The organism is Roseburia intestinalis L1-82, assembly GCF_900537995.1.
Lineage (GTDB): Bacteria > Bacillota > Clostridia > Lachnospirales > Lachnospiraceae > Roseburia > Roseburia intestinalis.
Genome location: NZ_LR027880.1, coordinates 2566702 through 2590373 on the forward strand (window position 1 = coordinate 2566702; position 23672 = coordinate 2590373).

General features: G+C 42.4%; 24 protein-coding genes, 1 pseudogene and 1 other annotated feature. All 25 genes and pseudogenes read right to left on the reverse strand.

The features are described 5' to 3' along the window. Positions 1-3: 3 nt before the first annotated feature. The 25 genes and pseudogenes from cobM to RIL182_RS12215 all read right to left on the reverse strand — a co-directional run bounded on the left by cobM (position 4) and on the right by RIL182_RS12215 (position 23556). Positions 4-762, reverse strand: coding sequence for a precorrin-4 C(11)-methyltransferase (gene cobM / locus RIL182_RS12090; RefSeq protein ID WP_006856846.1), 759 nt, complete (start codon positions 760-762; stop codon positions 4-6). Next, complete coding sequence (cbiD, locus tag RIL182_RS12095) at positions 759-1967, reverse strand: cobalt-precorrin-5B (C(1))-methyltransferase CbiD (protein WP_118772546.1); 1209 nt, start codon at positions 1965-1967, stop codon at positions 759-761. The genes cobM and cbiD overlap by 4 nt, the downstream gene beginning before the upstream one ends. Before the next feature lie 9 nt (positions 1968-1976). Further along, positions 1977-3818 carry a precorrin-8X methylmutase gene (locus RIL182_RS22055; RefSeq protein WP_330573265.1) on the reverse strand — a complete coding sequence of 614 codons (1842 nt, stop codon included), beginning with the start codon at positions 3816-3818 and terminating at the stop codon, positions 1977-1979. A 454-nt stretch (positions 3819-4272) separates the two neighbouring features. Continuing rightward, positions 4273-6036: an Ig-like domain-containing protein gene (locus RIL182_RS12110; protein ID WP_022112054.1), complete on the reverse strand. Its 1764-nt coding sequence runs from the start codon at positions 6034-6036 to the stop codon at positions 4273-4275. Between the two features lie 226 nt (positions 6037-6262). Then, positions 6263-7033 (reverse strand): hypothetical protein, encoded by a 771-nt coding sequence (locus tag RIL182_RS12115; RefSeq protein WP_006856844.1) that lies wholly within the window; start codon positions 7031-7033, stop codon positions 6263-6265. Positions 7034-7260: 227 nt separating this feature from the next. Next, on the reverse strand, positions 7261-8301 hold the full coding sequence (locus RIL182_RS12120) for a hypothetical protein (RefSeq protein ID WP_006856843.1): 1041 nt from the start codon (positions 8299-8301) through the stop codon (positions 7261-7263). 117 nt (positions 8302-8418) lie between these two features. After that, a complete protein-coding gene (locus tag RIL182_RS12125) occupies positions 8419-9048 on the reverse strand; it encodes a hypothetical protein (protein WP_006856842.1) in 630 nt (209 codons plus the stop codon). Positions 9049-9178: 130 nt separating this feature from the next. Beyond that, positions 9179-9373 (reverse strand): hypothetical protein, encoded by a 195-nt coding sequence (locus RIL182_RS12130; RefSeq protein WP_006856841.1) that lies wholly within the window; start codon positions 9371-9373, stop codon positions 9179-9181. A 7-nt stretch (positions 9374-9380) separates the two neighbouring features. Continuing rightward, positions 9381-9605 (reverse strand): hypothetical protein, encoded by a 225-nt coding sequence (locus RIL182_RS12135; RefSeq protein WP_015560399.1) that lies wholly within the window; start codon positions 9603-9605, stop codon positions 9381-9383. A gap of 23 nt (positions 9606-9628) precedes the next feature. Continuing rightward, on the reverse strand, positions 9629-9772 hold the full coding sequence (locus RIL182_RS22175) for an HTH domain-containing protein (protein ID WP_006856906.1): 144 nt from the start codon (positions 9770-9772) through the stop codon (positions 9629-9631). A 47-nt stretch (positions 9773-9819) separates the two neighbouring features. Then, positions 9820-10287, reverse strand: coding sequence for an ATP-binding protein (locus tag RIL182_RS21290; protein ID WP_022112052.1), 468 nt, complete (start codon positions 10285-10287; stop codon positions 9820-9822). A 240-nt stretch (positions 10288-10527) separates the two neighbouring features. Continuing rightward, positions 10528-11085, reverse strand: a complete 558-nt coding sequence (locus RIL182_RS21295) for an AlbA family DNA-binding domain-containing protein (protein ID WP_006856904.1) — start codon at positions 11083-11085, stop codon at positions 10528-10530. Positions 11086-11258: 173 nt separating this feature from the next. Further along, positions 11259-12962 carry a proline--tRNA ligase gene (locus tag RIL182_RS12150; RefSeq protein WP_134523328.1) on the reverse strand — a complete coding sequence of 568 codons (1704 nt, stop codon included), beginning with the start codon at positions 12960-12962 and terminating at the stop codon, positions 11259-11261. Between the two features lie 117 nt (positions 12963-13079). Further along, positions 13080-13313: a binding site (T-box leader), on the reverse strand. 28 nt (positions 13314-13341) lie between these two features. Then, on the reverse strand, positions 13342-13695 hold the full coding sequence (locus tag RIL182_RS12155) for a cupin domain-containing protein (RefSeq protein WP_006856839.1): 354 nt from the start codon (positions 13693-13695) through the stop codon (positions 13342-13344). Between the two features lie 22 nt (positions 13696-13717). After that, positions 13718-14887: an MFS transporter gene (locus RIL182_RS12160; RefSeq protein ID WP_242655550.1), complete on the reverse strand. Its 1170-nt coding sequence runs from the start codon at positions 14885-14887 to the stop codon at positions 13718-13720. 10 nt (positions 14888-14897) lie between these two features. Next, entirely contained in the window at positions 14898-15905 is a 1008-nt protein-coding gene (locus RIL182_RS12165) for a TRAP transporter substrate-binding protein (RefSeq protein ID WP_006856837.1), read from the reverse strand. After that, positions 15906-16733, reverse strand: coding sequence for a response regulator transcription factor (locus RIL182_RS12170; RefSeq protein WP_172606742.1), 828 nt, complete (start codon positions 16731-16733; stop codon positions 15906-15908). It lies immediately after the preceding gene. Next, a complete protein-coding gene (locus RIL182_RS12175) occupies positions 16705-18222 on the reverse strand; it encodes a sensor histidine kinase (RefSeq protein ID WP_242655549.1) in 1518 nt (505 codons plus the stop codon). Before RIL182_RS12175 ends, RIL182_RS12170 begins: the two co-directional genes overlap by 29 nt. A 61-nt stretch (positions 18223-18283) precedes the next feature. After that, positions 18284-18757 carry a YcxB family protein gene (locus RIL182_RS12180; RefSeq protein ID WP_044998923.1) on the reverse strand — a complete coding sequence of 158 codons (474 nt, stop codon included), beginning with the start codon at positions 18755-18757 and terminating at the stop codon, positions 18284-18286. 25 nt (positions 18758-18782) lie between these two features. Beyond that, positions 18783-20087, reverse strand: a complete 1305-nt coding sequence (locus RIL182_RS12185; protein WP_006856836.1) for a TRAP transporter large permease — start codon at positions 20085-20087, stop codon at positions 18783-18785. After that, positions 20087-20608, reverse strand: coding sequence for a TRAP transporter small permease (locus tag RIL182_RS12190; RefSeq protein ID WP_015520365.1), 522 nt, complete (start codon positions 20606-20608; stop codon positions 20087-20089). The genes RIL182_RS12185 and RIL182_RS12190 overlap by 1 nt, the downstream gene beginning before the upstream one ends. 92 nt (positions 20609-20700) lie before the next feature. Then, a complete protein-coding gene (locus tag RIL182_RS12195; RefSeq protein ID WP_006856833.1) occupies positions 20701-21837 on the reverse strand; it encodes a TRAP transporter substrate-binding protein in 1137 nt (378 codons plus the stop codon). Between the two features lie 376 nt (positions 21838-22213). Further along, positions 22214-22360: pseudogene (locus tag RIL182_RS22325) on the reverse strand (aldo/keto reductase); the annotation flags it as partial. Then, complete coding sequence (locus tag RIL182_RS12210) at positions 22353-23117, reverse strand: sulfite exporter TauE/SafE family protein (protein ID WP_006856832.1); 765 nt, start codon at positions 23115-23117, stop codon at positions 22353-22355. The pseudogene RIL182_RS22325 and the gene RIL182_RS12210, both read right to left, overlap by 8 nt. A 1-nt stretch (position 23118) precedes the next feature. Then, positions 23119-23556, reverse strand: coding sequence for a MarR family winged helix-turn-helix transcriptional regulator (locus RIL182_RS12215; protein WP_006856831.1), 438 nt, complete (start codon positions 23554-23556; stop codon positions 23119-23121). Between the last annotated feature and the right edge of the window lie 116 nt (positions 23557-23672).

Sequence of the window (23672 nt, forward strand, 5' to 3'; positions counted from 1 at the left end):
GTGTTACTCCTTCTTTTTACGGAATTCCGTTTCAAAATCCGGCGCATACAGTTTTGAGCGCGCGCAGCGTTTATTTGCAAGAACATTTCCCACCAGAACCAGTGCTGTTTTCGTAATATTATGTTTCTTTGCAACTAACGGCAATGTTTCCACTGTACACAGGTATGCTTCTTCTTCCGGCCAGCTCGCCTTATACACTAACGCTGCCGGGGTGTCTTTCGTATACCCACCTGCCACAAGACGTCTGGAAAGTTCCTCTAACATACCGGTACTTAAGTAGATCGCCATGGATGCCTGATGTGCTGCAAAACTCTCGATACTCTCTTTTTCCGGCACCGATGTTTTTCCTGCCATACGGGTAATAATAAGGCTCTGTGAGACCTCCGGCAGTGTATATTCGATCTGCAGAGATGCAGCTGCACCAAAGCAGGCGGAAACTCCCGGACAGCTCTCATAAGAAATTCCAAGTTCATCGAGACAGTCCATCTGCTCCCTGACTGCGCCGTAAAGACTTGGCTCCCCGGTATGCAGGCGCACTACCATCTTGCTCTCCGACTCTGCCTTTCTCATCACTTCGATCACTTCCTCTAACGTCATCGTGGCACTATTATATATCTCACATGCCTCTTTGGTATAGGAAAGCAGCTCCGGATTTACCAGTGATCCTGCATAGATCACCACATCCGCCTTTTCTAACAGTTTCATTCCACGCACCGTGATCAGATCCGCCGCCCCACAGCCGGCACCTGCAAAATAAATCATCTTTTCTCCTCCTTCAGTCTCGCAAGCAGCTCTGCCGCCCCTGCACTCTCTCCAAGTCCTCCGTGCTCGTTGGAATACAAAATACACGCGACCGCAATTTTCCCTGCGGCTCTTTTATTCAGGTAAAACATTATCTTTTGCATGATCAGTTCCATCGTCTTTTCGCACAATCCGGCTTTTTTCAACACATTAACCGCCTCTTCCGTTGTCACGCAGGAAAGGATCTGACGTGCCGTATCTGCATCGGCACCCGCTGACAGAGCAGATGACGTGATCAGTTCCATCCGGCAGTCTCCTTCCTGCGAGTGTGTGTTCATGATGCCGCCGGCGACTTTTATCAGCTTGCCGATATGACCGGTCAGAAGCATGGCTTCAAATCCATTTTCCACCGCCATATCGATCGTATCTCCGATAAAATTACTGCATTTTACACTCTTATCGAGATCATAACCATAAGTCCGTTTCATATAATCCAGTCCGTAATTTCCCGGTGAGACTGCCACAATGGAATACCCCATGGCACGCTTCTGATTTAACTCTACCCGGATTGTTTCAAGCAGTGCCCTGCTGCTCATCGGCTCCACAATACCGCTCGTCCCAAGGATGGAGATTCCGCCTGTGATGCCAAGTCTCGGATTAAACGTCTGTGCCGCAAGCGTCTCCCCCTCCGGCACGGAAATTTCCACCAGAAGATCTGCCGTTTCATCCGTGAGCGCACAGACTTCCCGCACCTCTTTTTCGATCATCTCACGCGGCACATGATTGATGGCTGCATTTCCGACCGGCTGGTCTAATCCCGGTTTTGTAACACGTCCGACACCATATCCCCCGTCGATTACGATTCTCTGTAAATGCGCGGACTGCCCTTTTTGCTGCATGCTGCCATCCATCGTACTCTTTTGCCGATGCACGGACGGTTCTTTTTGCTGTATGCCGCCGTCAATCCTTGAAACCTCTGCCACGATATGTGCGCCCGTCGTAATGTCAGGATCATCTCCGCCATCTTTGATCACGGCACAGCTCACTGCAGTTTCACTTCGCCGGATATCCGTGATTTCAGCATGATACCGAATCCCTTTTGGCGTCTCGATCTCTATCTCATTTTTTATTTTTCCGGTGATCAGCATATATGCCGCCGCTTTTGCCGCCGCTGCCGCACAGCTTCCGGTCGTAAATCCGTAACGCATAGGTATCTCCATTTCCATTTGTAAATATCAATCCACCTTTTTCGCTGCATCCTCCCGCCGCACTTCATACAAAAGTGCATTACAGATCGCAGCAGCCACATTGCTGCCTCCTTTTCTTCCCCGGTTCACGATACATGGCACATCTGTGTGCAGGATCATTTCCTTTGCCACCTCCACATTGACGAATCCGACCGGAACTCCGATGATAAATGCAGGACGGTAAATTCCATCACAAATCAGCTCATACAAACGGATCAGTGCCGTTGGTGCGTTGCCGATGGCAAATATGACCGGCTTGTCCAGTTTTGCTGCATGTTCCATGGAAACGACCGCCCTTGTCACCTTGCGTTCTTTTGCCTCTCCTGCAACCTCCTCGTCCGCCATAAAACAACGCGCCATTCCACCATGTGCCTCAAGCACTTTTTTGTTGACACCGGAGAGCGCCATATTTGTGTCTGTCACGATATCCGCTCCTGTGCGGATCAGGTGTTTTGCAATCTCCACTGCATTCTCCGAAAAAGTAAGTGTATCTGCATATCCGAAATCCGCACTCGTGTGGATCACTCTTTTTGTCACCGGCTCCTGCTCTTTCGGGATCACAATACCGCGTTCTTCCAGTTCTTTTGTAATAATTGCAAAACTGCGCCCCTCGATCTCTCCCGGCAGTACAAATTCTACTGCGCCTGTTTTGTGTACCAGTTGGGCTGTTGTTCCAACTTTATCGGCGCACTCCTGCCTTTTTGCTCTATCACTTTGCTCTTTCGAATCCTCTTTTACTCTGTCAATTCGTTCTTCTGACTTCTCTTTCATCCGGTCAATGCATTCTACTGCCTGCGCATTTCCATGGATCTCTCTCAACACCTCTGCAAATATCCGGTTCTGTTCTTCCGATTTTACCGCGATCCGGTAATAACCGCTCTGGAGTCCCCGGAAATTACTACAGTCACGAATCAAAATACCACGCTGTAAAAAAAGTTCATCCAGCTTTTTTTCACTGTAAAACAACAGATAATCTGCATCGGAATCATACACAATGCATCCTGCCGCCTTTAATTCTTCACGCAAAAACAGCCTTTGCGTCTGTATACAGGTCACAGTGCGTGCAACATATCCCTGCTCTTTGATTGCAGCGACTCCTGCCCTCTGGGCGAATACCGAAAGATTCCACTCCGGCAGCTGCAATCTGATCTTTTCCGCCAGAGTCTGTTCACAGACCAGATACCCAAGCCGCACCCCCGGAATCGCATATAATTTGGTAAATGCACGCACCACGACCACATTCGGAAATTCTTCTAAATAACTTAAAAAGGAATATTTCTGTTCTTTTCCGGTCAGTTCCATAAAACACTCATCCAGCACCAGTGTAATGTCACATTGTCTGCATTTTTCTGCAATTTTAAATATCAGTTCCGGCTCAACCAGATTTCCGACCGGGTTATTTGGATTTGCCAGAAACACCAGAGAAATGCTCTCATCTAGTGCATCAAGGATCCGTTCGGTCAGGCAGAATTTTTCCTCTTTTTTCATCTCATAAAAAATAACTTCACAGTCCAGCGCCTTTGCCGCCTCTTCATATCCTAAAAAGGACGGCACCGGGATCAGTATTTTCGATGGTTTTACTGCGTGTAAAACGGCATGGAACAATTCTGACGCACCATTTCCAAACACAAGCTTTTTCTCTGATATCCGCAGCTGTTCTGCAACTGCATTTGCAAGTTCCTGTGCATGGATATCCGGGTAATGTTCCGCCTCCTCCACCGCCTGATGAAGTGCTTCCCTTACCGAGTCCGGCATTCCAAGCGGATTGGTGTTCACCGAAAAATCCAGTCTTATCTGATTGCGGTATATATCTCCTCCGTGGTACTGCATTCCTTTATTTCTCTCTTTCTGTAGTCTGTTCTTTTATTTTCGGACATTGAAACAAAACGAAACCACGCTTTGTGTGATTTGTCGTTCCAAAAATATAGATATATCTTTCGTATTCAGAGTATAACACAAAGTGCCATCTGTACACAATTTTTTGTGTTACAGACGGCACTTTGTAATCTATTCTTTTAATTCTCCTGATTTACAAAACTTTCTAAAAGAATGGGCGAATAAACAGAATACTATAAATAAGTTAAAATATGAAGCTGATCACACGCCAGATGAAAAGGTAAGACTTTATCTATTAAAGCGAATTAATGATCTTGAAACAGAACTTGAAACCTTTACAATATAAAAAGGCTTCACCCTTATATTAAGAGCGAAACCTTTACCAAGTTTATATTTTACAGTTCTCTTCATTTCTATTTTATTATGTATTTCCAACACTACAGATGTTTTAACCTTGCACCAAATACACATATATTTTTTCTTTATCTTTATGTATTTTAATAAATAATAATGGTCTTGACCAATTTTTGTCTCCCATCGAATTATTTATTTCTTCAACCACTTCTTTTGCCGTATTTTTACCACTTATTTCTATAACCTTACTATTGGCTCCCCCCATATATTCTCTTTCTCCATATGGCGAATACGAACACATTGCATTTTCAAATGGCGTATAGCGAAACAAATTTACTCTTTTTCTATCTGATATCTCTCCTTTATACCATTTATCTGCTGTAAAAAGTAAAAATTCTAACTGGTCGTTCGGCATAGAATAAAACGATGAATTTTTGTCTGTATTCCTGGTTTCCTCTGTTTTCAACAATTCAAAGACCTCATTTGTAAGCTTCTCATCATAAGTACCCTTTTTATCAATGTATTTTCCATAACTATTAATTGTTATCACAGCTTTCGTGAAGCCATCCTTGGAAATTCCTGTAACTTCCGTTGTTCCGCTATCCTCCACAATATAATGTGTGTATGATCCATCTGGTGTAGTCTTTTTCTGAACCAAATCAGTTCTATTCCACGTCCAATCCAAAGAAACTCCTAAAAAGTTTTCCGTATTTACGAGTTCATCCATATTTTTCGCTGATTCATCATAATCAAATCCCGTTCCTTCTTCGCGTGAAATATTGGTTTTATACAAGCTATAACTTACTACATTGCAAGAATATGTCTTTCCTTTATAAGTTGCTGTTACAATAGCTTTTCCACCTTTTAAATTATTATATATTACAGCACTATTTCCTTCAGGATATATACGCACTATTTTTTCATCTGACGTATTCCATATAACATCATCACAATCTGCATTATTCAATGTTAAATACGTTCCATCATCCCCATCACCAAATTTCCAAGTAATAGATGTAGTGCTTAATTTTGGTGTTTTTGTCTCAATGCTGTCATTATTATCAGGCTTTTTATCTTCTGTACTCTCAGTATTTTGTGCATCATCTTTATGCGGCTTCTTTGCAGCTGTAACCCTTATGTTACATTTTAATACAGATCCGTTTACTTTTGCAATGACTGTCGTATTTCCCTGTTTCTTTCCAGTAATCTTACCGTTTTTTACTGTAACAACATTTCTATTCGAAGACGTCCAAACCACTTTCCTGCTTGTACCTTTTACTTTCAATATATACGATTTTCCACTCTCGATAGTGACTTTCTTCTTGCTGAGCTCCGGTTTTTCCACTTTAACATTACATTTCAAGATAGTACCATTTATTTTTGCCTGAATAACCGTTTTACCTGTTTTCTTTCCAGTAACTTTACCATTTTTTACAGTCGCTACCTTTTTATTCAAGGAACTCCATTTTACTTTCCCTTTCATGCCTTTTATTTTAAGATTTACAGTTTTTCCAACATTAACTATAATTTCATTTTGGTTTAAGTATGCTTTCGCAACAGTAATTTTATATATATATGTATTTCCTTTGTCCTTTATCGTAATTTTAGCTTTTCCAATCGATTTTCCTATGATTTTTCCATTCTTTATTACAGCAATCTTTTTGTTGCTAGTCTTAAATGTTGCCTTTCCGCTAAAAGTCTGCTCAATGGCATATGTTTTTCCTTTCCCTATTGTAATATCCTTTGTTACAGTTTTTGCTTCTACGCTTACATTTCCGATCATACAAACAAAAAATGTGCATATCACTGTCATAAGAATCCATATAATGCAACTTTTCTTTTTCTCTAATTTAATCATAATCCTTTTCTCCTCATTATAAATATAAAATCTCCTCACGGTGAGTAACCTTTCTGTAGCCTTCATATTCAACTACATCAATTATAACATGCTGGGTACGAAGTTTTGAATAAATATTTCATAACTTTTCTCACTTTTGGAAATTAAATCTAAAAAGCAAACAGCCAGCTACAAACTGCTTGATTCATAACTGTCCTAGCGCGTTGCTTTCTTTCTTATTTGTTTTTTAATATACATACTTGTCATTTCTTTTATCATAAGCCTTAACTTTCCTGCAAATCATTTTTTCAATTTTCTTCTTTCGAGTTGTATATCTATCTATATTAGAATTTTTCGCCCAAAAAATAACAGCCACATATAATCCATAGCAAATTACAGCCCTTAATATTTCAAAACAATCTATTCTTCTAATATTTGATGTAAAAGATGAAATAAATCCATTATCCATTCCATATTGCAAAAAACTATTTATGATTATAAACAAATACATATTACCTACCATAAGGAACAAAAATGCTAGAAAAAATTTAAAATATGTAAAAATTTTAAGAATTATACATGGTAATTGATCCATCCTGTTATCATCATTAGGATAAATATCCAAGTAATCATATATAAATACTTTTAATAACTTTTTATCTGTTATCGTATTATCCGTTTGGATTTGAGATGTATTTATCAAATGTATAACATATTTTGGAACACATTCATCGGTATGGTTTATCTGATCTTTTATCTCTTGTAACGCATTTTCATTTCCAGCTTTTAACGCTTCAATAAATGGAATCAATATCTTATTATAATATTGTTTTTCCCGTTTAAAACCACCCTTAAAAAAAGTATTATATATTAATGTGCACATTGTAATAAGAGACGTAACTATTGCCACAATAAAATTTATATTTTCTTGCATATCACTTTCCCTTTCTATATTTATTGATTGTCCTTTTTTCTCGATTACTGTATATGTCTCCTCCGTGGTACTGCATTTCTTCATATCTCACTTTCTATAATCTGTTCTTTTATTTTCAGATATTCGAACAAAACAAAGCGATACTTTGTGTGATTTGACATTCTAAAAACTCAGATACATCTTTCGTATTCAGAGTATAACACAAAGTGCCGCCTGTACACAATTTTTTGTGTTACAGACGGCACCTGCTAATAATTTTTAAGATTCGGGAGGCAAAAGGTGGTTTTCAATTTTTTGACCCCCGAATCTTTTTAATAATATCCCGGATATCCATGCTTTGCCCGAAAGGCTTCCTGGCTGGCGTGGTAATCTTCCAGTGTCATATGGTTTTCCTTTAAATACTGTTCAAACATCAGTGAATCGATCTCATCGGCGGTATACAAAGTACCTCCCGGATACCGGCAGAATATCTTTTCACCCTGATTGATGCTGCGCATAAAATCCATAAAATCATCCACGTCGATCTTATCATCTAAAAAATCTCTCCAGAAATTTTCATGCGCCTCGAAACGCAGATTCCAGTCGGACGGAAGCTGACCGATCAATGACATGACCTTTTCATACTGTTCCCTGTTCTCAAAAGAAATAGACCACTCATAGCCTTCTGTCTGTCCCGCTTTCCGGCAGAAAATACCCTCCTCGGTATACCAGGTGATATAGCGGATATCCTCTTTATCCGGCTGATCGGCAGGATATGTACAGGATGTGGAATCTGCCGTGAGCAGATCACCTTCCGTCTGGAACCCTTTTTCCATGGATACTTTTTCCATGGATGCTTCTTCCACAGATGTTTCCTTCTCCTTTCCCAGCTCTTCTGCCGCTCTTTTTTCCTGTTCTTCCTCCATCAGTTTCCGGATCGCATCTTCTAAGGAATCGAATTTGCTGAGAAATTCATCCCACTCTTTCTCTGTAAAGGACTGTGACCCGATCTGATAGGAATTTTCCGTTTCACCATTTTTGATTTTTGTAAAGATCTCCTCAGATTTTTCTTTTAAAAGCCTGGCATATTCTTCCCGTAAATCTGTGACAGATTGCTCTGAATCTGCCGTTTCTGCCGCTTTCTTCATATTTTCGGACCAATAACTGCTGTCAAAGCAACCGCTGTCCTCCAATATACTCCTGTCAGAACTTCTTTTTCCGGTATCTAGTTCTTTCATTCCGGCAAGCAGATTATCAGCCTTCTCGCCTGCAGCCTGAAAATTAAAACGAACCGATTGTCCGGACTTTACGTTTCTCCCGGAACTGCCGGATACAGCAAATGTTCCATAACTTCCTACCCCGTTAACTGTCATTTTTCTCCTTTCTGCAGTCCGTCTGTCAGTCGGGACTGCTCCACTCCCCTGAAAGGACCGAGTGGTTACTTTATTTATCGGCTGCTTTAACCATTTCCCCCAGTCCTTTACGGATTCTTATGCGCGCATGTCAAACGGGTGATATGCTTTTTTCTCTATGGCATCCTGCTGTAATTTTTCCTCGGTTGACAGTTCCTTCGTTGATAATTTCTGTCCTGATAATTCTTTCTCTGCAGTTTCTTCTGGTGCTTTCTCCGTTGGCAGTGCTTCGATGTTTTCCGTCAGGTCACCGGTCATTTCTTCTGTCATCTGATCTGTGATCTCTGACAGCTTCTCCATATTTTCAGCAAGCATTCCCTTGTCATCGTCTGTTCCAAGCGCCTCATCCACAGCTTCTTCTTTTCTTTCTTCCTCGGTCTTTGGCTTATTCTTCTCTGCCTCTTTGGCTCTTTTCTCAGCCTCTTCCTCCGCCTCATCCATGATATGAAACATCTGCGAACTGTTATACTCCTGCTTTGCCGCAGCGATCTCATCCTCATAGGTATGGAACATTTCCAGTTTTTTGGCAATATCCTCCACCGTTTCGGTTTTCATATTTTTCAGATTTTCTTTCTGTGCCTCAAAAAATGCAACTTTACTGTCCCGCTCTGACTGTCTCTCCATTTTTTCTTTCGTGCTCTTTAACATATTCGGATTCGGATGTAAAATCCCAGACATTTGTTTTGAAAAATTGATCGTATAACTCATTTTTACCCCCGGTATTACAAATAAATCTTAACATCATTGTTTCTTTTGTTAATATCGTCATTTCTGCCATTTTGTTTAAGCAAAAAAGTGTATGGTTCTTAAATCATTTCTTTATTCTTTCAGCAGCTATTTACCTGTAATCCGCAGACACCTCCAGATAACTTCGTTTTCCGCTGATATAATCTGCATGTGCACGTTCCGGATCTTTGCCCTTAAATACGGTGCAAAGTCCACACATATCGCAGTCTGCGATACACGGAAAGGTATCTTTGATATACTGTCTTCTTTCCTCTTCTGTGGAAGATGCTATCTCTGGCGGTCTCATACTGCACCTACTTTACCAGACCGGAGTTGCTTCTGTATTCTTCATTGATCTCGCGCAGTTCCTTCTCGCCATTGATGTATGGCTCGTAAAATGCATCAACAGAACCGCCGCCTAAATTGTCACAGCCATTGCAGAAATCGCAGGCTCCCCCGCACTGGTTCAAGCCTTCCTGTACTATGCGGATTCTTTCTTCTCTTGTGGTGTCTTTGATCAGTATGCTTTTTATTTCCATGATTTTCTCCATAAATTTCTTTTTTAATTTTCAACAACAATCTCCCAGTATCCATTCTTTGGCGAGCCATGTCGAATAAGAATACCGTATTCTTTTAGTTTTTTTATATTCTTTTCTACATTTCGACTACTGATTCCTAATTGCTCTGCTAATCTTACTGCGGACAAATTAGGATCATCAGAAAGAAAGTTAAGAATTCTCTTCTGCGTATCGTTCAGTTCAATATGGCGATTCTTCTCCGTCCCTTCTCCGAACTTTCTCCGTCTCTTCTCCGTCCCAATTCTAATTCATCTATGAAATCAATTCTTTCTCGCTTTGTCAAAGAATTCTTTCTGAAAAGTTCTACACGAAACATATTATCAAATTCCTGAATTCTCGGCTTTGGAAGTCCATACTTTTCTGCTGCATTTAGAATTCTTTTAATTCCACTGCCCCATGCCTCTATAAGCCCCATCTGGCTGAATATGTTAGCAATTCCTTTGTTTCTGATTTTTGAATGACCATTCATAACTTCTTCATAAGTCAGTCCATTATATAAACCTCCCGGAGATGTTACTTCCAAACGATCATCATAAATCGCAACCTGAATACAAGATTCATCTAAAATATTTCGGTGGCAATGGGCATTAATAATCATTTCCCGGATTGCTTCTGGTGGAAGCTCATATTTTTCTTTTCTCACTAATCCCTCAATCGTTGCTCCAAGCCTTATATTTCTCAATACAAAATCTACCGTTTCCTATATCTGTGTATATATAGGACCTGTAAACTCCCGCTTATCTAAAAATACTGCTGGACCCGTCCCCTTAAATACAGCACATTGTGTTTTAGAAAACGGAAAATACCCGGATGTCAGCAACGCATAGGCATTTGTCGCCAATAATTGTCCCTCACTCTGCTTGAGAATCTTCCAATTAATAAGCTACTCCTTCTTAACAGAATATTCTGACATTCCCGCTTTTTTCCGAAAAACTTCGATATCCTGACAAAGTTTTTCTGTCGCTTCTTCAGTAACTGTATATCCCACACATGTAAGTTCATCCCATGAAATTCTAGCACCCTCCATTTCCAGTTCTTTTATCTTTTCTGGAAATGCCTGTCTGGATGTCCCTGCTACACGTATATAGGTACCATTTTCTTTTCCCTTTGATTTCAGATAATATGGTCGATTTTTTCCAGCCTCGACAGATACTATAATAATCGTCTTTCCTTCCACTGTCTGTGGTTCAATATCTGGAATGATCTGTGGCATACATGAATCTGAAACTGCAGTTGCTATCGCATCCATGGTCTGAAATAATATATCATTTTCCACACCAATAACCTGATGGTTTTTATCATCTACACCGACAATCAGCTTGCCGCCCTGCGTATTAGCAAAAGCTACGATTGTTTTCACGTACTTTTCACTTTTGTCTGGTAATGAAACTTTAGACTCTATATTTTTTGATTCACCGGAAAACATTGTACCTTTTACCATTCTGTCACTCCTATTCAATCTACAGTATAAACAATAGAATGCACGCTCCGCAAACATTCTATTGTCATGAATTAGCCTGCATCACTAACAATAGTATACCTCTTATCAGGCTCATAAACCACTTTTTCTCTTTCTCAATCATTGGGGTTCCTATCCAGAATAATATCACCTTATCACAGATACTTCTTCACCTGCTCTGCCGCTTCCTCCATTTTTACCTGTGTCTGAAGCGTCTTGTCACGGGAAGCCACCTCGACGACTCCCTGTTTCATATTTCTCGGGCTCACAATAACACGGAGCGGGATACCGAGCAAGTCGGCATCGGAGAACATGACACCGGCACTCACGGTTCTGTCATCATAAATAACCTCGATCCCCATCTCCTGCAATTTCTCATACAAATCATCCGCAAACTTTCTGACTTCCTCATTGTCCGCTCTTACCGCACACAGATGCACCTGCCACGGCGCGATTGATTTTGGCCAGATCGGTCCGTACTCATCATGATGTGCCTCGCAGACAGCGGCGGCAAGTCTGCCGACACCAATGCCATAACAGCCCATGATTGGTGTTTTGCTCTCTCCGTTCTGATCCACATAAGTCATCTTCATGGCTTTCGTATATTTATCTCCAAGCTGGAAGATGTTTCCGACCTCGATTCCTCTGGAAATACGGATCGTCTTTTTTCCGCATTTCGGGCAGATACCGCCCTCATATGCCTTTGCAAAATCATGATATTCTGCATCCGGCACATCTCTTTGCATATCAAGTCCCTTATAATGGTACTCGTCCTCATTTGCACCACAGGAAAGGTTATTTCTGTTTTCTAATGATCTGTCATATAAAACGATGGCATCTCCATTTATTTTCAGTCCGACCGGTCCGATATAACCTGCGTTTAATCCGCACTCTTCGGTGATGATGGCTGGATGTATCTCATCTTTCAAATAGTTGACCAGTTTTGTCTCATTAATTTCAAGATCGCCGCGGATAAATACGACCACATAGGTGTCATCCGAATTTTTCTGGTATACAACTGCCTTACAGGAATTGCAGGTTTCATCCCCGAAAAATTTACAGATATCCTCGATCGTATGAATGTCCGGCGTATGCACTTTTTCAAGTTCTGCGGGCACTGCATCTCTTGCTATATCAGAGATATTTTCTGCCGCTTCCATATTTGCGCGGAAATCACATTCATTACACAGCACGATAGAATCCTCACCGACCGGGGTAAGAAGCATGAACTCATGGGAAAGGCTTCCACCCATCATACCGGAATCTGAAGCCACCGATACGACCTCCGGGATGCCTGCTCTCTCAAAAATACGCTCGTATGCTTTGTGGCATTTTTCGTAGTACTGGTTTAAATCTTCCTGACTGGTGTGGAAGGAATACGCATCTTTCATTGTAAACTCGCGCACGCGGATCAATCCGGCTCTCGGTCTTGCCTCATCCCGGAATTTTGTCTGGATCTGGTAGATCATAAATGGGTATTTGTTGTAACTTTTGGCGTATTCGCGCACTAAATGTACGGCTGCCTCTTCATGTGTCATTCCAAGCACCATCTTTGCATTGTTCCGGTCAGTAAAACGTAATAATTCTTCTCCCACGCTCTCATAACGGCCGGATTCTTCCCAAAGGGATGCCGGCATCACAACTGGAAAGGATACTTCCTGTCCGTCTAATTTATCCATCTCCTCACGCAGGATCTGCTCGATTTTGCATGTGATCCGTTTGAGTGGAAGGTAGGAAGAGTAAATGCCGTTTGCCATGTATTTCATGTAGCCGCCTTTTACCATCAGGGCATGGCTGTCGATCACGCAGTCTGCCGGTCTCTCACGAAAACGTTCTCCGATTAATTTTTCTAATTTCATTGTCTGCCTCCTTTTTGTTTGCATAAATGGAAGATGATGATATCAAAAGATGTGTTTTTCATCTTTTGATATCCGAATCCTGTACATTAAAAAAGTCCCAAGCTGCAACTAAATACAGCTTAGGACGAATTATCTTAATCCGCGGTACCACCTAATTTCAGGATGTTCCTGCACTCCGGTACAAATTTTCATTGATACCTTATCTCTGTAACGGGAGAACCCGGCATAGCCTGATGTTTCCATTCGGTATGCAGCTCCATGACCGGTTCATCATGTTCCGTGAAAGACTCGCACCTGCCGTCCTCTCTCTGGACACTTTCCATGATTACTATTTCACTTCCTCGCATTAACCGTACTTTAGCATTTTGTGCGCGGATTGTCAATCCTGATCCTGCACAAATTCTTCCCGCATCGGTGTAAAAATATCTAAGAGGATTCCCTCTTTCAGGCAGACACAGCCGTGCTCGATGGAATCTCTCTTTAACAGGGCATCGCCAGGATTTACGATCTTCTTTTCTCCGTTGATTGTAAATTCAAACTGACCGGACACCACATAGGTGATCTGGGTGTGCGGGTGATGATGCAGTGCACCGATGGCACCTTTTTCAAAATGATTCTCCACACACATCATCTCATCGGCGTACGCTAATATTTTGCGCTTCACGCCCTCGCCGCAAACTTCTGCATCAATTTCATTGTTAAAGTTCCAGATCTGATTTTTTTTCGTTTTCATATGAAATCCCCCTCGTATAATATTATTGATTTTGTTTTTTCAGATAACGCACCAGCGCTAAAATACAGACCATATCGATAAACACAACGACCACAATCGATCCCATTCCATAAAAGATACCTGCTGTCTCTGCGATCTTCCCAATGATCGACGGCATTACGATCGAACCGATACTTGCAATTGTTAAAATAAAACTCCACGCGATCGGATATTTTTCAATGAGATTTCCTGCAAAGGAAACCGTCGTCGGATAAATTCCCGCCATGCTGTACCCGAAACCCATGATACCGATCACGATCCATACGGTACTGCGGCTGAATAACAGTAAAAAGAAAAAGCATACAAGTCCTGCACCCATGATCGGCAGCAGTTTTTCTTTTTGCATTCTGGTGGACAGCCAGGCTGTCGTCAGACGTCCTGCTAAAATCATCACCCAGAGTACACTCGCCGTCATCTGGGATAGGGATGCCGGCAGAAATCCTGTATCCTTAAAATATGTGATCATCCATCCGATGACACCCTGCTCCGCGCAGAGATAGAAAAATAATGTTGCAACGCACAGATAAAACAGCGGTTCTGAGAAGAATCCGAAACTGCCGTCTTTTTTCTCTTTTTCCACCCGGTCATTTTCCATTGGGATCATTGCGTATAATATCCAGCTTAAAATTCCCATCGCAAGCATAAAATAACACGCTGTGATCCAGCCGGATTCCCCTGTTGCCGTAAACAGTGTCAGAAGAATCGGGAATAAAAATGCCCCGACAGAGAACATCGCATGCAGTCCATTGATCGTCCATGCTTTTCCCGGTGCTAAACTGTTGATTGCCGTGTTACAGAAATTACTCGTTGCTCCTCTCGCAACACCTGTCAGGAAAAATGCCATTGCAATGCACCAGTTGTGATTTCCGAAAATGATCAGCACATACGAAAGTGCAAAAAACAGATTAAAAAACAAAATACTCTTTTTTCTTCCAATCGCGACCGGCAGCAATCCTGCGGTAAAACTAGAAAACAGATTTCCCACAGAATGCAGACTTACGATCAATCCGCAAAATGCATAATCTAGTCCTCTTGCATCCCTGATAAAAGGAAGCAGGGATCCAATCGAAAGTGCCAGCATTCCATTCAGCAAAAAAACACTGTAGTTGCATAAAAACTGTTTCTTTTTTATTTTATCCTGTAAAAAATCCATCTGTTTCTCCTCACTCATTATTTTCTTCGATAATCTGTTCGATCACGTCCATGTAGTCCGCGCAATACTTTTCATACACGCCCATGACCGCCTCCTGAAAACGCTTTTTTTCTGCCGCAGAAAGTTCTACCACTTCCACACCCTGTTTCAAAGCGATCTCCTTAGAATCCGCCTCACGTTCTTTCCACAACTTTCTCTCATACAGCGCAGATTCTTTTGCGCACTCTAAGATCATCTGACGGTCATCTTCCGAAAGCTTGTTCCATGTATGTTTCGAACAGATCTGCATCTCCGGTACCCGGTTGTGTTCATCAACTGTATAATATTTCGCCACCTCATAATGATTCATCGCTTCATAAGAAGGCCAGTTATTCTCCGCCCCGTCCACCGTTCCGCGCTCTAATGCGGAATAAACATCCGCATAGGGAATCGGCAGTGCCGTCGCGCCAAGTGCCTCCACCATATCGACCATCACCTCCGATTCCTGCACACGGATACGCATACCTGCCATATCCTCAAGACAGGTGATCGGCTTTTTAGAATTATAAAAATTTCTTGCTCCCGCATCATACCAGGAAAGGCCAATCAGTTCGCTTTTACTTACTTTCTCCAAAAAGTCACTACCGATCCTGCCATCTAACACTTTCCACATATGATCCGAATCAGAATACAGATATGGCATCTGCAAAACATTTAATTCCGGTATGTACTCTGCTAACTGCGACAGGGAAACCCTTGCAAAATCAATGCCTCCATACTGCATCTGTGCGATCACACCGCTCTCTGCACCAAGTTCCCCTTCTGCCTGAACTAAAATCTTTATTCTTCCGCTGCTCTCCTTCTCGACCAGCTCGGCAAACTTTTTTGCCCCAAGTGTTGTCGGATAATCCTCCGTCTGGTTCTCCGCATAGGACAGGACAAATTCGGGAGCTCTCACGCTGCGCAGCCTGTGATACAGAAAAAATCCAGCGGTCAAAACCACTGCGGCAAACAAGATCAAGATTCGTCTTTTTTTCATTTATCCCAATCCTCCGGCAGTGTTCCCTTTGTTCATCTGTTTTAAAATCTCCATGCGGTATTCCGTAGGAGTACTTCCCATGGCACGCTTAAATACTTTTGTAAAATAATTTGAATCCCGGTATCCCACATTTACGCTGATATCTTTTACATTGATACGGACATCGGCAAGAAGCTGCTTTGCCCTCTCCAGCCGGTACTCAGTCAGATATCCAATGAAACTTTTATCAAAACACTGTTTGAATATTTTGCAGAAATATGCGTCTGAATAATTCATCTCCTCTGCTACACTCTGTAAAGAAATATCTTCTTTATAGTGCATGTCAATATACTGTCTGATATTTTCTGCCACAGCGCTCATCCTGACATTGCCATTTTCCAGTTCTGCATCCTTCTTTTTTTCCTGCATATCCACAGGCTTTTCCCGGACATTTTTCTGCGATCCATCTGCCTTTTCCTCAAGCAGCCGTATTGCTTCCTCAAGCACCGCTACCAGTTCTTCCTCAGTCCCTGGTTTCAGCAGATAATCCAGTGCATGTACGGAGATCGCACGTTTTGCATAACTGAATTCATCAAATGCAGTCAGAAAAATAATGCTGCAATCCCTGTCTTTCTCCCGGATCTGCTCCGCTGCCTCCAAACCATTCACACCCGGCATCTCAATGTCAAGCAGCGCGATCTTACAATCTTTTTCTGTAAAAAACTTTGCCGCCTCCCTGCCGTTTACGGCTTCCACAACTTCTAACTGTCCGGAAAAATATTTTTTTATCGTTCTCCCCACAATCATTCTCTCTATCGGCTCATCGTCCGCCACCAACACACGGTACATCATGCTCCCCCACTTCCTTATGTCTGATCTGTATTTTTACCACAGTCCCCACATCTTTTTTACTGTAGATTTCTACATTTCCATCCTGATACATTGCACGGATCCGCCGGAAAATATTGCCAAGGCCAATACCTGTCTTTCCATCTTCTTTTTCCAGTTCTCCCCGCAGATGCATAAGTGCTGCTTCGTCCATTCCAAGCCCGTTATCCCCAATGGTAATAAACGTAAATCCATCTTTCTGCCAGATATGTACCCGGACAGTCCCACCTTCTTCTTTTTTCGAAAGTCCATGAATGATGGCATTTTCCACCAGCGGCTGAAATGTAAATGCCGGAACAATGACTTTATCTGCATCCACGCTGCAATCCTTTCGGTATGTGATTCTGTCTCCGAAACGCATCTGCTGCAGATACATATAATCTTCCATAATTTTTAATTCCTGTGACAGGCACACCTCCGTGTCCTGATTTTTCAGGTTATAGCGGAAAAGTGCCGACAATGCACGGATCATTTTTTCAGTAGTTTCCGCTTCCTCAAGGCTTGCCATTCCACCGATGACATTTAAGGTATTGAACAGAAAATGCGGATTGATCTGGCTTTTTAGAAGTTCAAGCTTTGTCATCTCCAGACGCTTTTCCGTCTCTAACTTTTCAAGCTCCTCCTCATGCAAAAGATCTAAGGTCTTTCTTTTTTCCTCCAGTGCCTGAATGTACTCTCCTGTGGCGTATTTCATTTTATTGAACGCCCGGACCAGTTCACCAAGCTCATCCTTGTTGTCCACCTCAACATCCCTGATAAAGAAATCATTTGCAGCAATTTTCTGTGATGCATGTACCAGTTTAAAAATCGGTGCCATGATCGTTTCTTTCATCAGTGCCGCCATCTCTGCAATTCCAAAAAGAAGCAGGATTCCTGCAAAAATTACCACCAGCGGAACACTGATCAGTGTCGGAACCTTTTTCTGGTACGAAACATCTCCCTCCTCGATCGTATAATTCATAAGTGTTCCGGCATAATCCTTTAAGTAGTCCTGCATGTCATAAACTTCATACAGCCTGCTGACATAATCTGTCACATTATCTTCCATGGACAGGATTGCATCTCTTTTAGTGCAATAAACTTCATAGCTGCTGCGGATCGACCATGTTTTTGCATAGCGGAGTTCCCCGATCCTGCGATACTGGAATGGCAGATCATAAACCGCATGTTTTGTACGTTTCATGGAACGCTCTAACGCTTCTTTTTTCTCCGTATCCGGATTTCTCATATAGCTTTCAAACAGTGTGCTCTCCTGCTCTAATGCCTGGATCAGTTCACTGCACTTTGCATTGTCCTGCAAAATACCATTAAAATCGGTCAGTGAAAACCGGACAACCCAGACATTAAAAACAACGGAAAGCAGGATGGTCACACAGACCATCCCGGTAAACACTGCTATTTTCTTTTGAATGGTAAGCTCCTGCCACCACTTTTTTATCCTTTTCTTCAAGCTGTTTGTCCCATCCTGCTTCTTTCTCCATTTAGCTGTCTGATCTGCCAGCCCGCATACACTAATTCGCCTCTGCGATCCTTTCTTTTGCAAATGCAAAAAATGGTTCTTTCTGTGCTCCCAAAATACGGTTTGTAAGCATATATCCATGTCTTGCATCGGAAAAAACGATCATCATGCCAGGCTCGTTTGCCACCCGCAGCTTTTTCCATCCAATGCTTTCCTTTTCTTTCCCCACAGTCACATGGAGTCCCGCATCGTCAAAGGAAAGTTCTACATCTTTCGGCATCGTTTTTGCCTGCCCTTTGGCTTTCAGATAGATCGCGATCGGCTGGATCACCGGAAACAGCAGACATCCAAAGAGCATCAGCATCTGCATCAGATCCCCTGAGGTACGGAAAAATTTTGCTGTAAATAAAATCATCGCCACCGTAAAGACCATGTTGCAGACTCCCGCCACCGAACGATATGTCCGGCTCATTGTCAGTTTCCAGAAATCTCCTGCGGTCACTTCGCTCTTAAATTGATATGTCATGCCATTTCCTCCCGTAATTCTAAAATCATCCGCCGTAGCCGCCAAATACTCTCGGTAACAGAAGGCTTACTTCCGGAATGAATGTAAGTAACATTAATACAATGATCATACAGATATAGAATGGAAGTGTTGCCTTTACGACACGTTCCATTTTTACACCGCTGACTGCGGAACCGATAAATAATACGGATCCAACCGGTGGTGTCAAAAGACCGATACCACAGTTTAATACCATAATGATACCGAACTGTACCGGATCAATGCCGATTGATGTTGCGATCGGAAGTAAGATCGGTGTTGCGATCAGGATAATCGGTGCCATATCCATGATACAGCCAAGGAACAGAAGAATCAAGTCAATTAAAAGTGCAATCACGATCGGGTTTGTTGAAAATCCTACGATCGCATTTGCTACCATATCCGGTACATGTAATGTGGTAAGGCAGTAACCGAAAATACTCGAAGTAGAAATCAGGATCAATACGATCGATAAGGTATCGATACACTGTTCTAAACATTTCCATACACCTTTCCAGTCAAGTCCTTTGTAAATATATACACTGACAATCAGGCTGTAAAATACAGCGATTGCTGCGGACTCTGTTGCGGTGAACCATCCGGCAACTACACCGATAACTACGATAACAACCGCTGCAAGTGCCCAGATAGAAATACCAATCTGTTTCAATAATCCCTTAAAGCTGAACTTATCTCCCTTTGGATAATGTTTCTTCTTTGAGATAATGTAAGAACCTACCATCAGGGAAACTGCAAGTAAAGCACCCGGCAGATATCCTGCAAGGAATAAACTTCCTACGGAAATACCACCTGCTGACATTGCATAGATAACCATGTTGTGGCTTGGCGGAACCAAAAGTCCCTCACAGGAAGAAGTAATGGTAACTGCGGTAGAAAAATCATCATCATATCCCTGATCTACCATCATTGGGATCATGATACTTCCGATAGAAGCAGTATCAGCAGATGCAGAACCGGAAATTCCACCGAAAAAATAAGATGCTACGATATTTACCATTGCCATACCACCAGTCATCCATCCGACGCAGGCATTGGCAAGTGCAATCAGTTTTTCTGAGATACCACCGGTGCCCATCAGTACACCCATCGTGATAAAGAATGGCACTGCCATCAGACTGAAAGAACTGATTCCTTTTACCATCTGCTGACAGATCGTGGTAAGCGGCAATCCCTGTGTCAGTAAACAAAGTAATGATGACAATGCAACTGCATATGCAATCGGAAATCTAAGGAGTATCATTACTAAAAAGCTGATCAGCAATACTGCGATTGCAATTCCTTGTGCGCTCATTATTTTTCCTCCTTTACAAAAATTCCTTTGATATGGTTATAAACTGCTTCAATCTCAAATACCACCATTGCAATTCCTGCAAGTGGGATTGGGAAATACATCCAGAATTTTGAAACACTTGGCATACTTACATAATTTCCTTTTGCACCGATCTGGACTGCATAGGAAAATCCTACTGTAATCATTACCACACCAAGGATTAATACTGCCACATCTGCTAAAATATCCAGTGCACGGATCACGGATTTTGGCAGATACTGGTCAAATGCCGTCATACGGATATGTGCATTTCTTCTGATTGCAAGTGCTGCGGACAATACTGCCATGTAGGACATCAGTGTCAGAACGACTTCCTCGCTCCATGCCGGATCCGGCACAAACGGAACGTATCTTCCGACAACGCAGACGCTTGTGATCACAAGATCTGCCGTCAGCAATAATTTACATATGAATAAAACGATCTTATATGTAATGTCATATGCCGGTTTTATTTTATCAACGGTCTGAAAAAATTTTGGCATAAACTCATCTTCCTCCTTTAAAAATAGCCATCTTTAGAAAAGGAGCACAGAGAGCAGGTATTCTCTCTGTGCTCCTTTGATACATCAGTCTTTTAGTTTGCCATATCAAGAATCTGCTGATATAACTCTTTGTTATCTTTTGTTGCCTCTTCGATCACATCTTTACATGCATCCTGCCATGGTGTGATATCCTCTACTTCAACAACGTTGCATCCATCTGCTTTTAACTCGTCTAAGATCTTGTTTTCTGTCTCCTCAGAGATCTTGCGGTTGTACTGGGAAGCGTACTCACCAGCTTCTGTTAATACATCCTGCTGTTCCGGTGTTAATTTATCCCATGCCTCATCTGTGATAACTACCTGAATTGCTCCTAATGTATGTCCATCTAAGATCAGGTTGTTTGCAACTTCCGGGAATGCATTTGCCTGATAGTTTGCGATCGGCTGCTCTGCTGCATCAACAACACCTGTCTGTAATGCGGAGTATAACTCACCCATAGCAACAACGGTCGGGTTTGCTCCAAGTGCCTCAACCATGCCTGTCATGATCGGGTCATTTGATACACGGATCTTCATGCCTGCAAGATCTTCCATTCCGGAAACCGGTTTTACGGTAAAGAAATGACGGAAACCTTCCTCTCCGTAGAACAGTCCGCGGATACCGCTTCCATTCTCATGCGGCTCAAGTAAAAATTCCTGTGCCAGATCTGATGTAGCGAAATTCCAGAAATGATCTCTGTTTACGAATGTGAACGGTACAGATAAAAGACTGGATTTTTCTCCGCCGTAGCTTGTCAGTGCGAATGCAGAGATACGTGCCATATCGATCGTACCGCCGCCGCCAAGCATGGTATCTAAGACATCTGACTCAGCTCCTAATACACCGTTTGCCTGAATATCGATCGTGATGCTTCCGCCGGAAAGCTCTTCGACTTTGTCTTTGAAAGCGGTTGCTGTCTGTCCAACGATGGTTCCCTCTAACGGGTTAACCTCTGCATAAACCAGTGTGACCGCCGGTCCGACCGGTTCTGTTGCGCTGTCCCCTGAGGATGCTGCCTCAGTTGTTGTTTCTGCTTCTGCTGCATCTGATGTTGCGGACGCATTAGATGTTGATGCTGCATTTGTTGTTCCGCCGCTGTTTCCACCTGTATTTGGTGACTGTAAGCCACACGCTGTCATGGAAAATACCATTGCTGCACATACGATTGCGGATAAAACTTTTTTCTTCATAAGAAACCCTCCTGTAATTGGTTAATTTGTTTGCTGCGCTGCCCCTCTTTGCCGCTGCAACTTTATGATTTAATTATAGGCAGAATCTTGTACAAAGAAAACCGTATTATTTTTGTATTGTTAGCACATTCTTAACATTTTTTAGATTTTATTAATATTTTCTTGATATTTTTGTACAGTATGTAGATATTTTTTTGCTTTTTTATATGTGAAACTAAACAAAATCCTATACATCATCATTTCTTCTCATCCAAAAGCATCACACCCTCCGCCGGATTATGGTCGATTGCACCAGCTATCGGTGATGCAACACCTTTTGCCCAGTGCCATGCAAGCGCGATCTGCTGCATTTTCACACCGTGACGTTCCGAAAGTTCATGCACTCTTGTGACGATAATCTGTCTGGATTGAAATATACCTTAGAGGCGCTTACAACTTTGTCACGGGCAATATTCTTTTTGAGCGCCTGTCCTGAATATTCCTCGCGCGTTCCTGCGGAATATCCGTTTGCCGTACTAAAAAAGCATTACCACAAGTCCTAAAATAACCAGTATCACACCCGTTGCACGGTTTAAGGTCTTCGGCGTTGCTTTGTTGGCAAAAACAGCCGCGATTCTCGCCCAGATCAGGGTAAATACAACACACAAAATCAATACGGTCCAGTCCGGTGCACCACCGATTGCAAAGTGCGAAGCCGCTCCGGTAAGTGCCGTAAAGGTCATGATAAACACACTCGTTCCAACGGCTGTCTTTAATTCATATCCAAGCACAGAGGTCAGGATCAGAAGCATCATCATGCCGCCGCCCGCACCGACAAAACCACAGATAAATCCTATGAGGACACCGCATATAACAGACTGCACTGCCCGCTTCTCCGCCGACACTCCCTGCATCGCCTCTTTTGTGGTCATGACCGGGCGCACGATAAATTTAATTCCTAAAAGGAATGTCATAAAGACTGAAAAGTTCCCCATGGCCGCAGATGGGACCAGACTTGACACATAGCTTCCAAAAACGGTAAATAAAAGTACGCTTACCATCATGATGATACCGTTTCGGATATCGAGATTTTTATTTTTTCCGTATGTATACGCCGACACCGCACTTGCAAGAACGTCCGAGGATAATGCGATTCCCACCGCCATATACGGATCCATCCCTAGAAATGTGATCAGCATTGGACTGATGACCGCCGCGGCGCTCATTCCCGCAAAACCGGTTCCAAGCCCTGCCCCCATACCTGCAAAAAAAGTAACGATTATTGTAAGTAACATGTTCATGTCAGTGCTCCCCTTTCAGCATTTCATCCAGATTCTTTTCCATCTGGTTGAGGATCTCTGCCATCTTTTTCCGTTTCTCCTCATCCACGCCAGACAGTATCTGTTCCACAAAATCCTGCTGCAGTTTTTTCCCGTTTTCGATCACAGGCTCTGCTTTTTTCGTGCAGATCAGCTCGACTTTTCTCCGATCACCCTCCACTGCTTTCCTCTCAAGGTATCCATCCCGCACCAACTTCTCAACATTGACAGAGACAAGGTTCGCCTTTATTTTCCGTACTTCCACAATATCACTCGCCGTTTTATAATCCGGGTTATTTGCCAGAAACATCAGTATATCAAACGCAGTCTGTGGCAGTTTCAGTTCCCTGCAGAGTGTCTTGCAGGTTGCACTGTACGCCAGTGACATTTTGTGGGCAAATTCAATACTCATATTTATCATGATCCGCCTCCATTTACTTCTTTTTTGTATTGTTCATTTTTGAAGTAATTATATAGCATTTTTCCAAAATGTCAAGACTGGATTTTTCTCTCTTAATCTTCCTCCCTTGTGATATT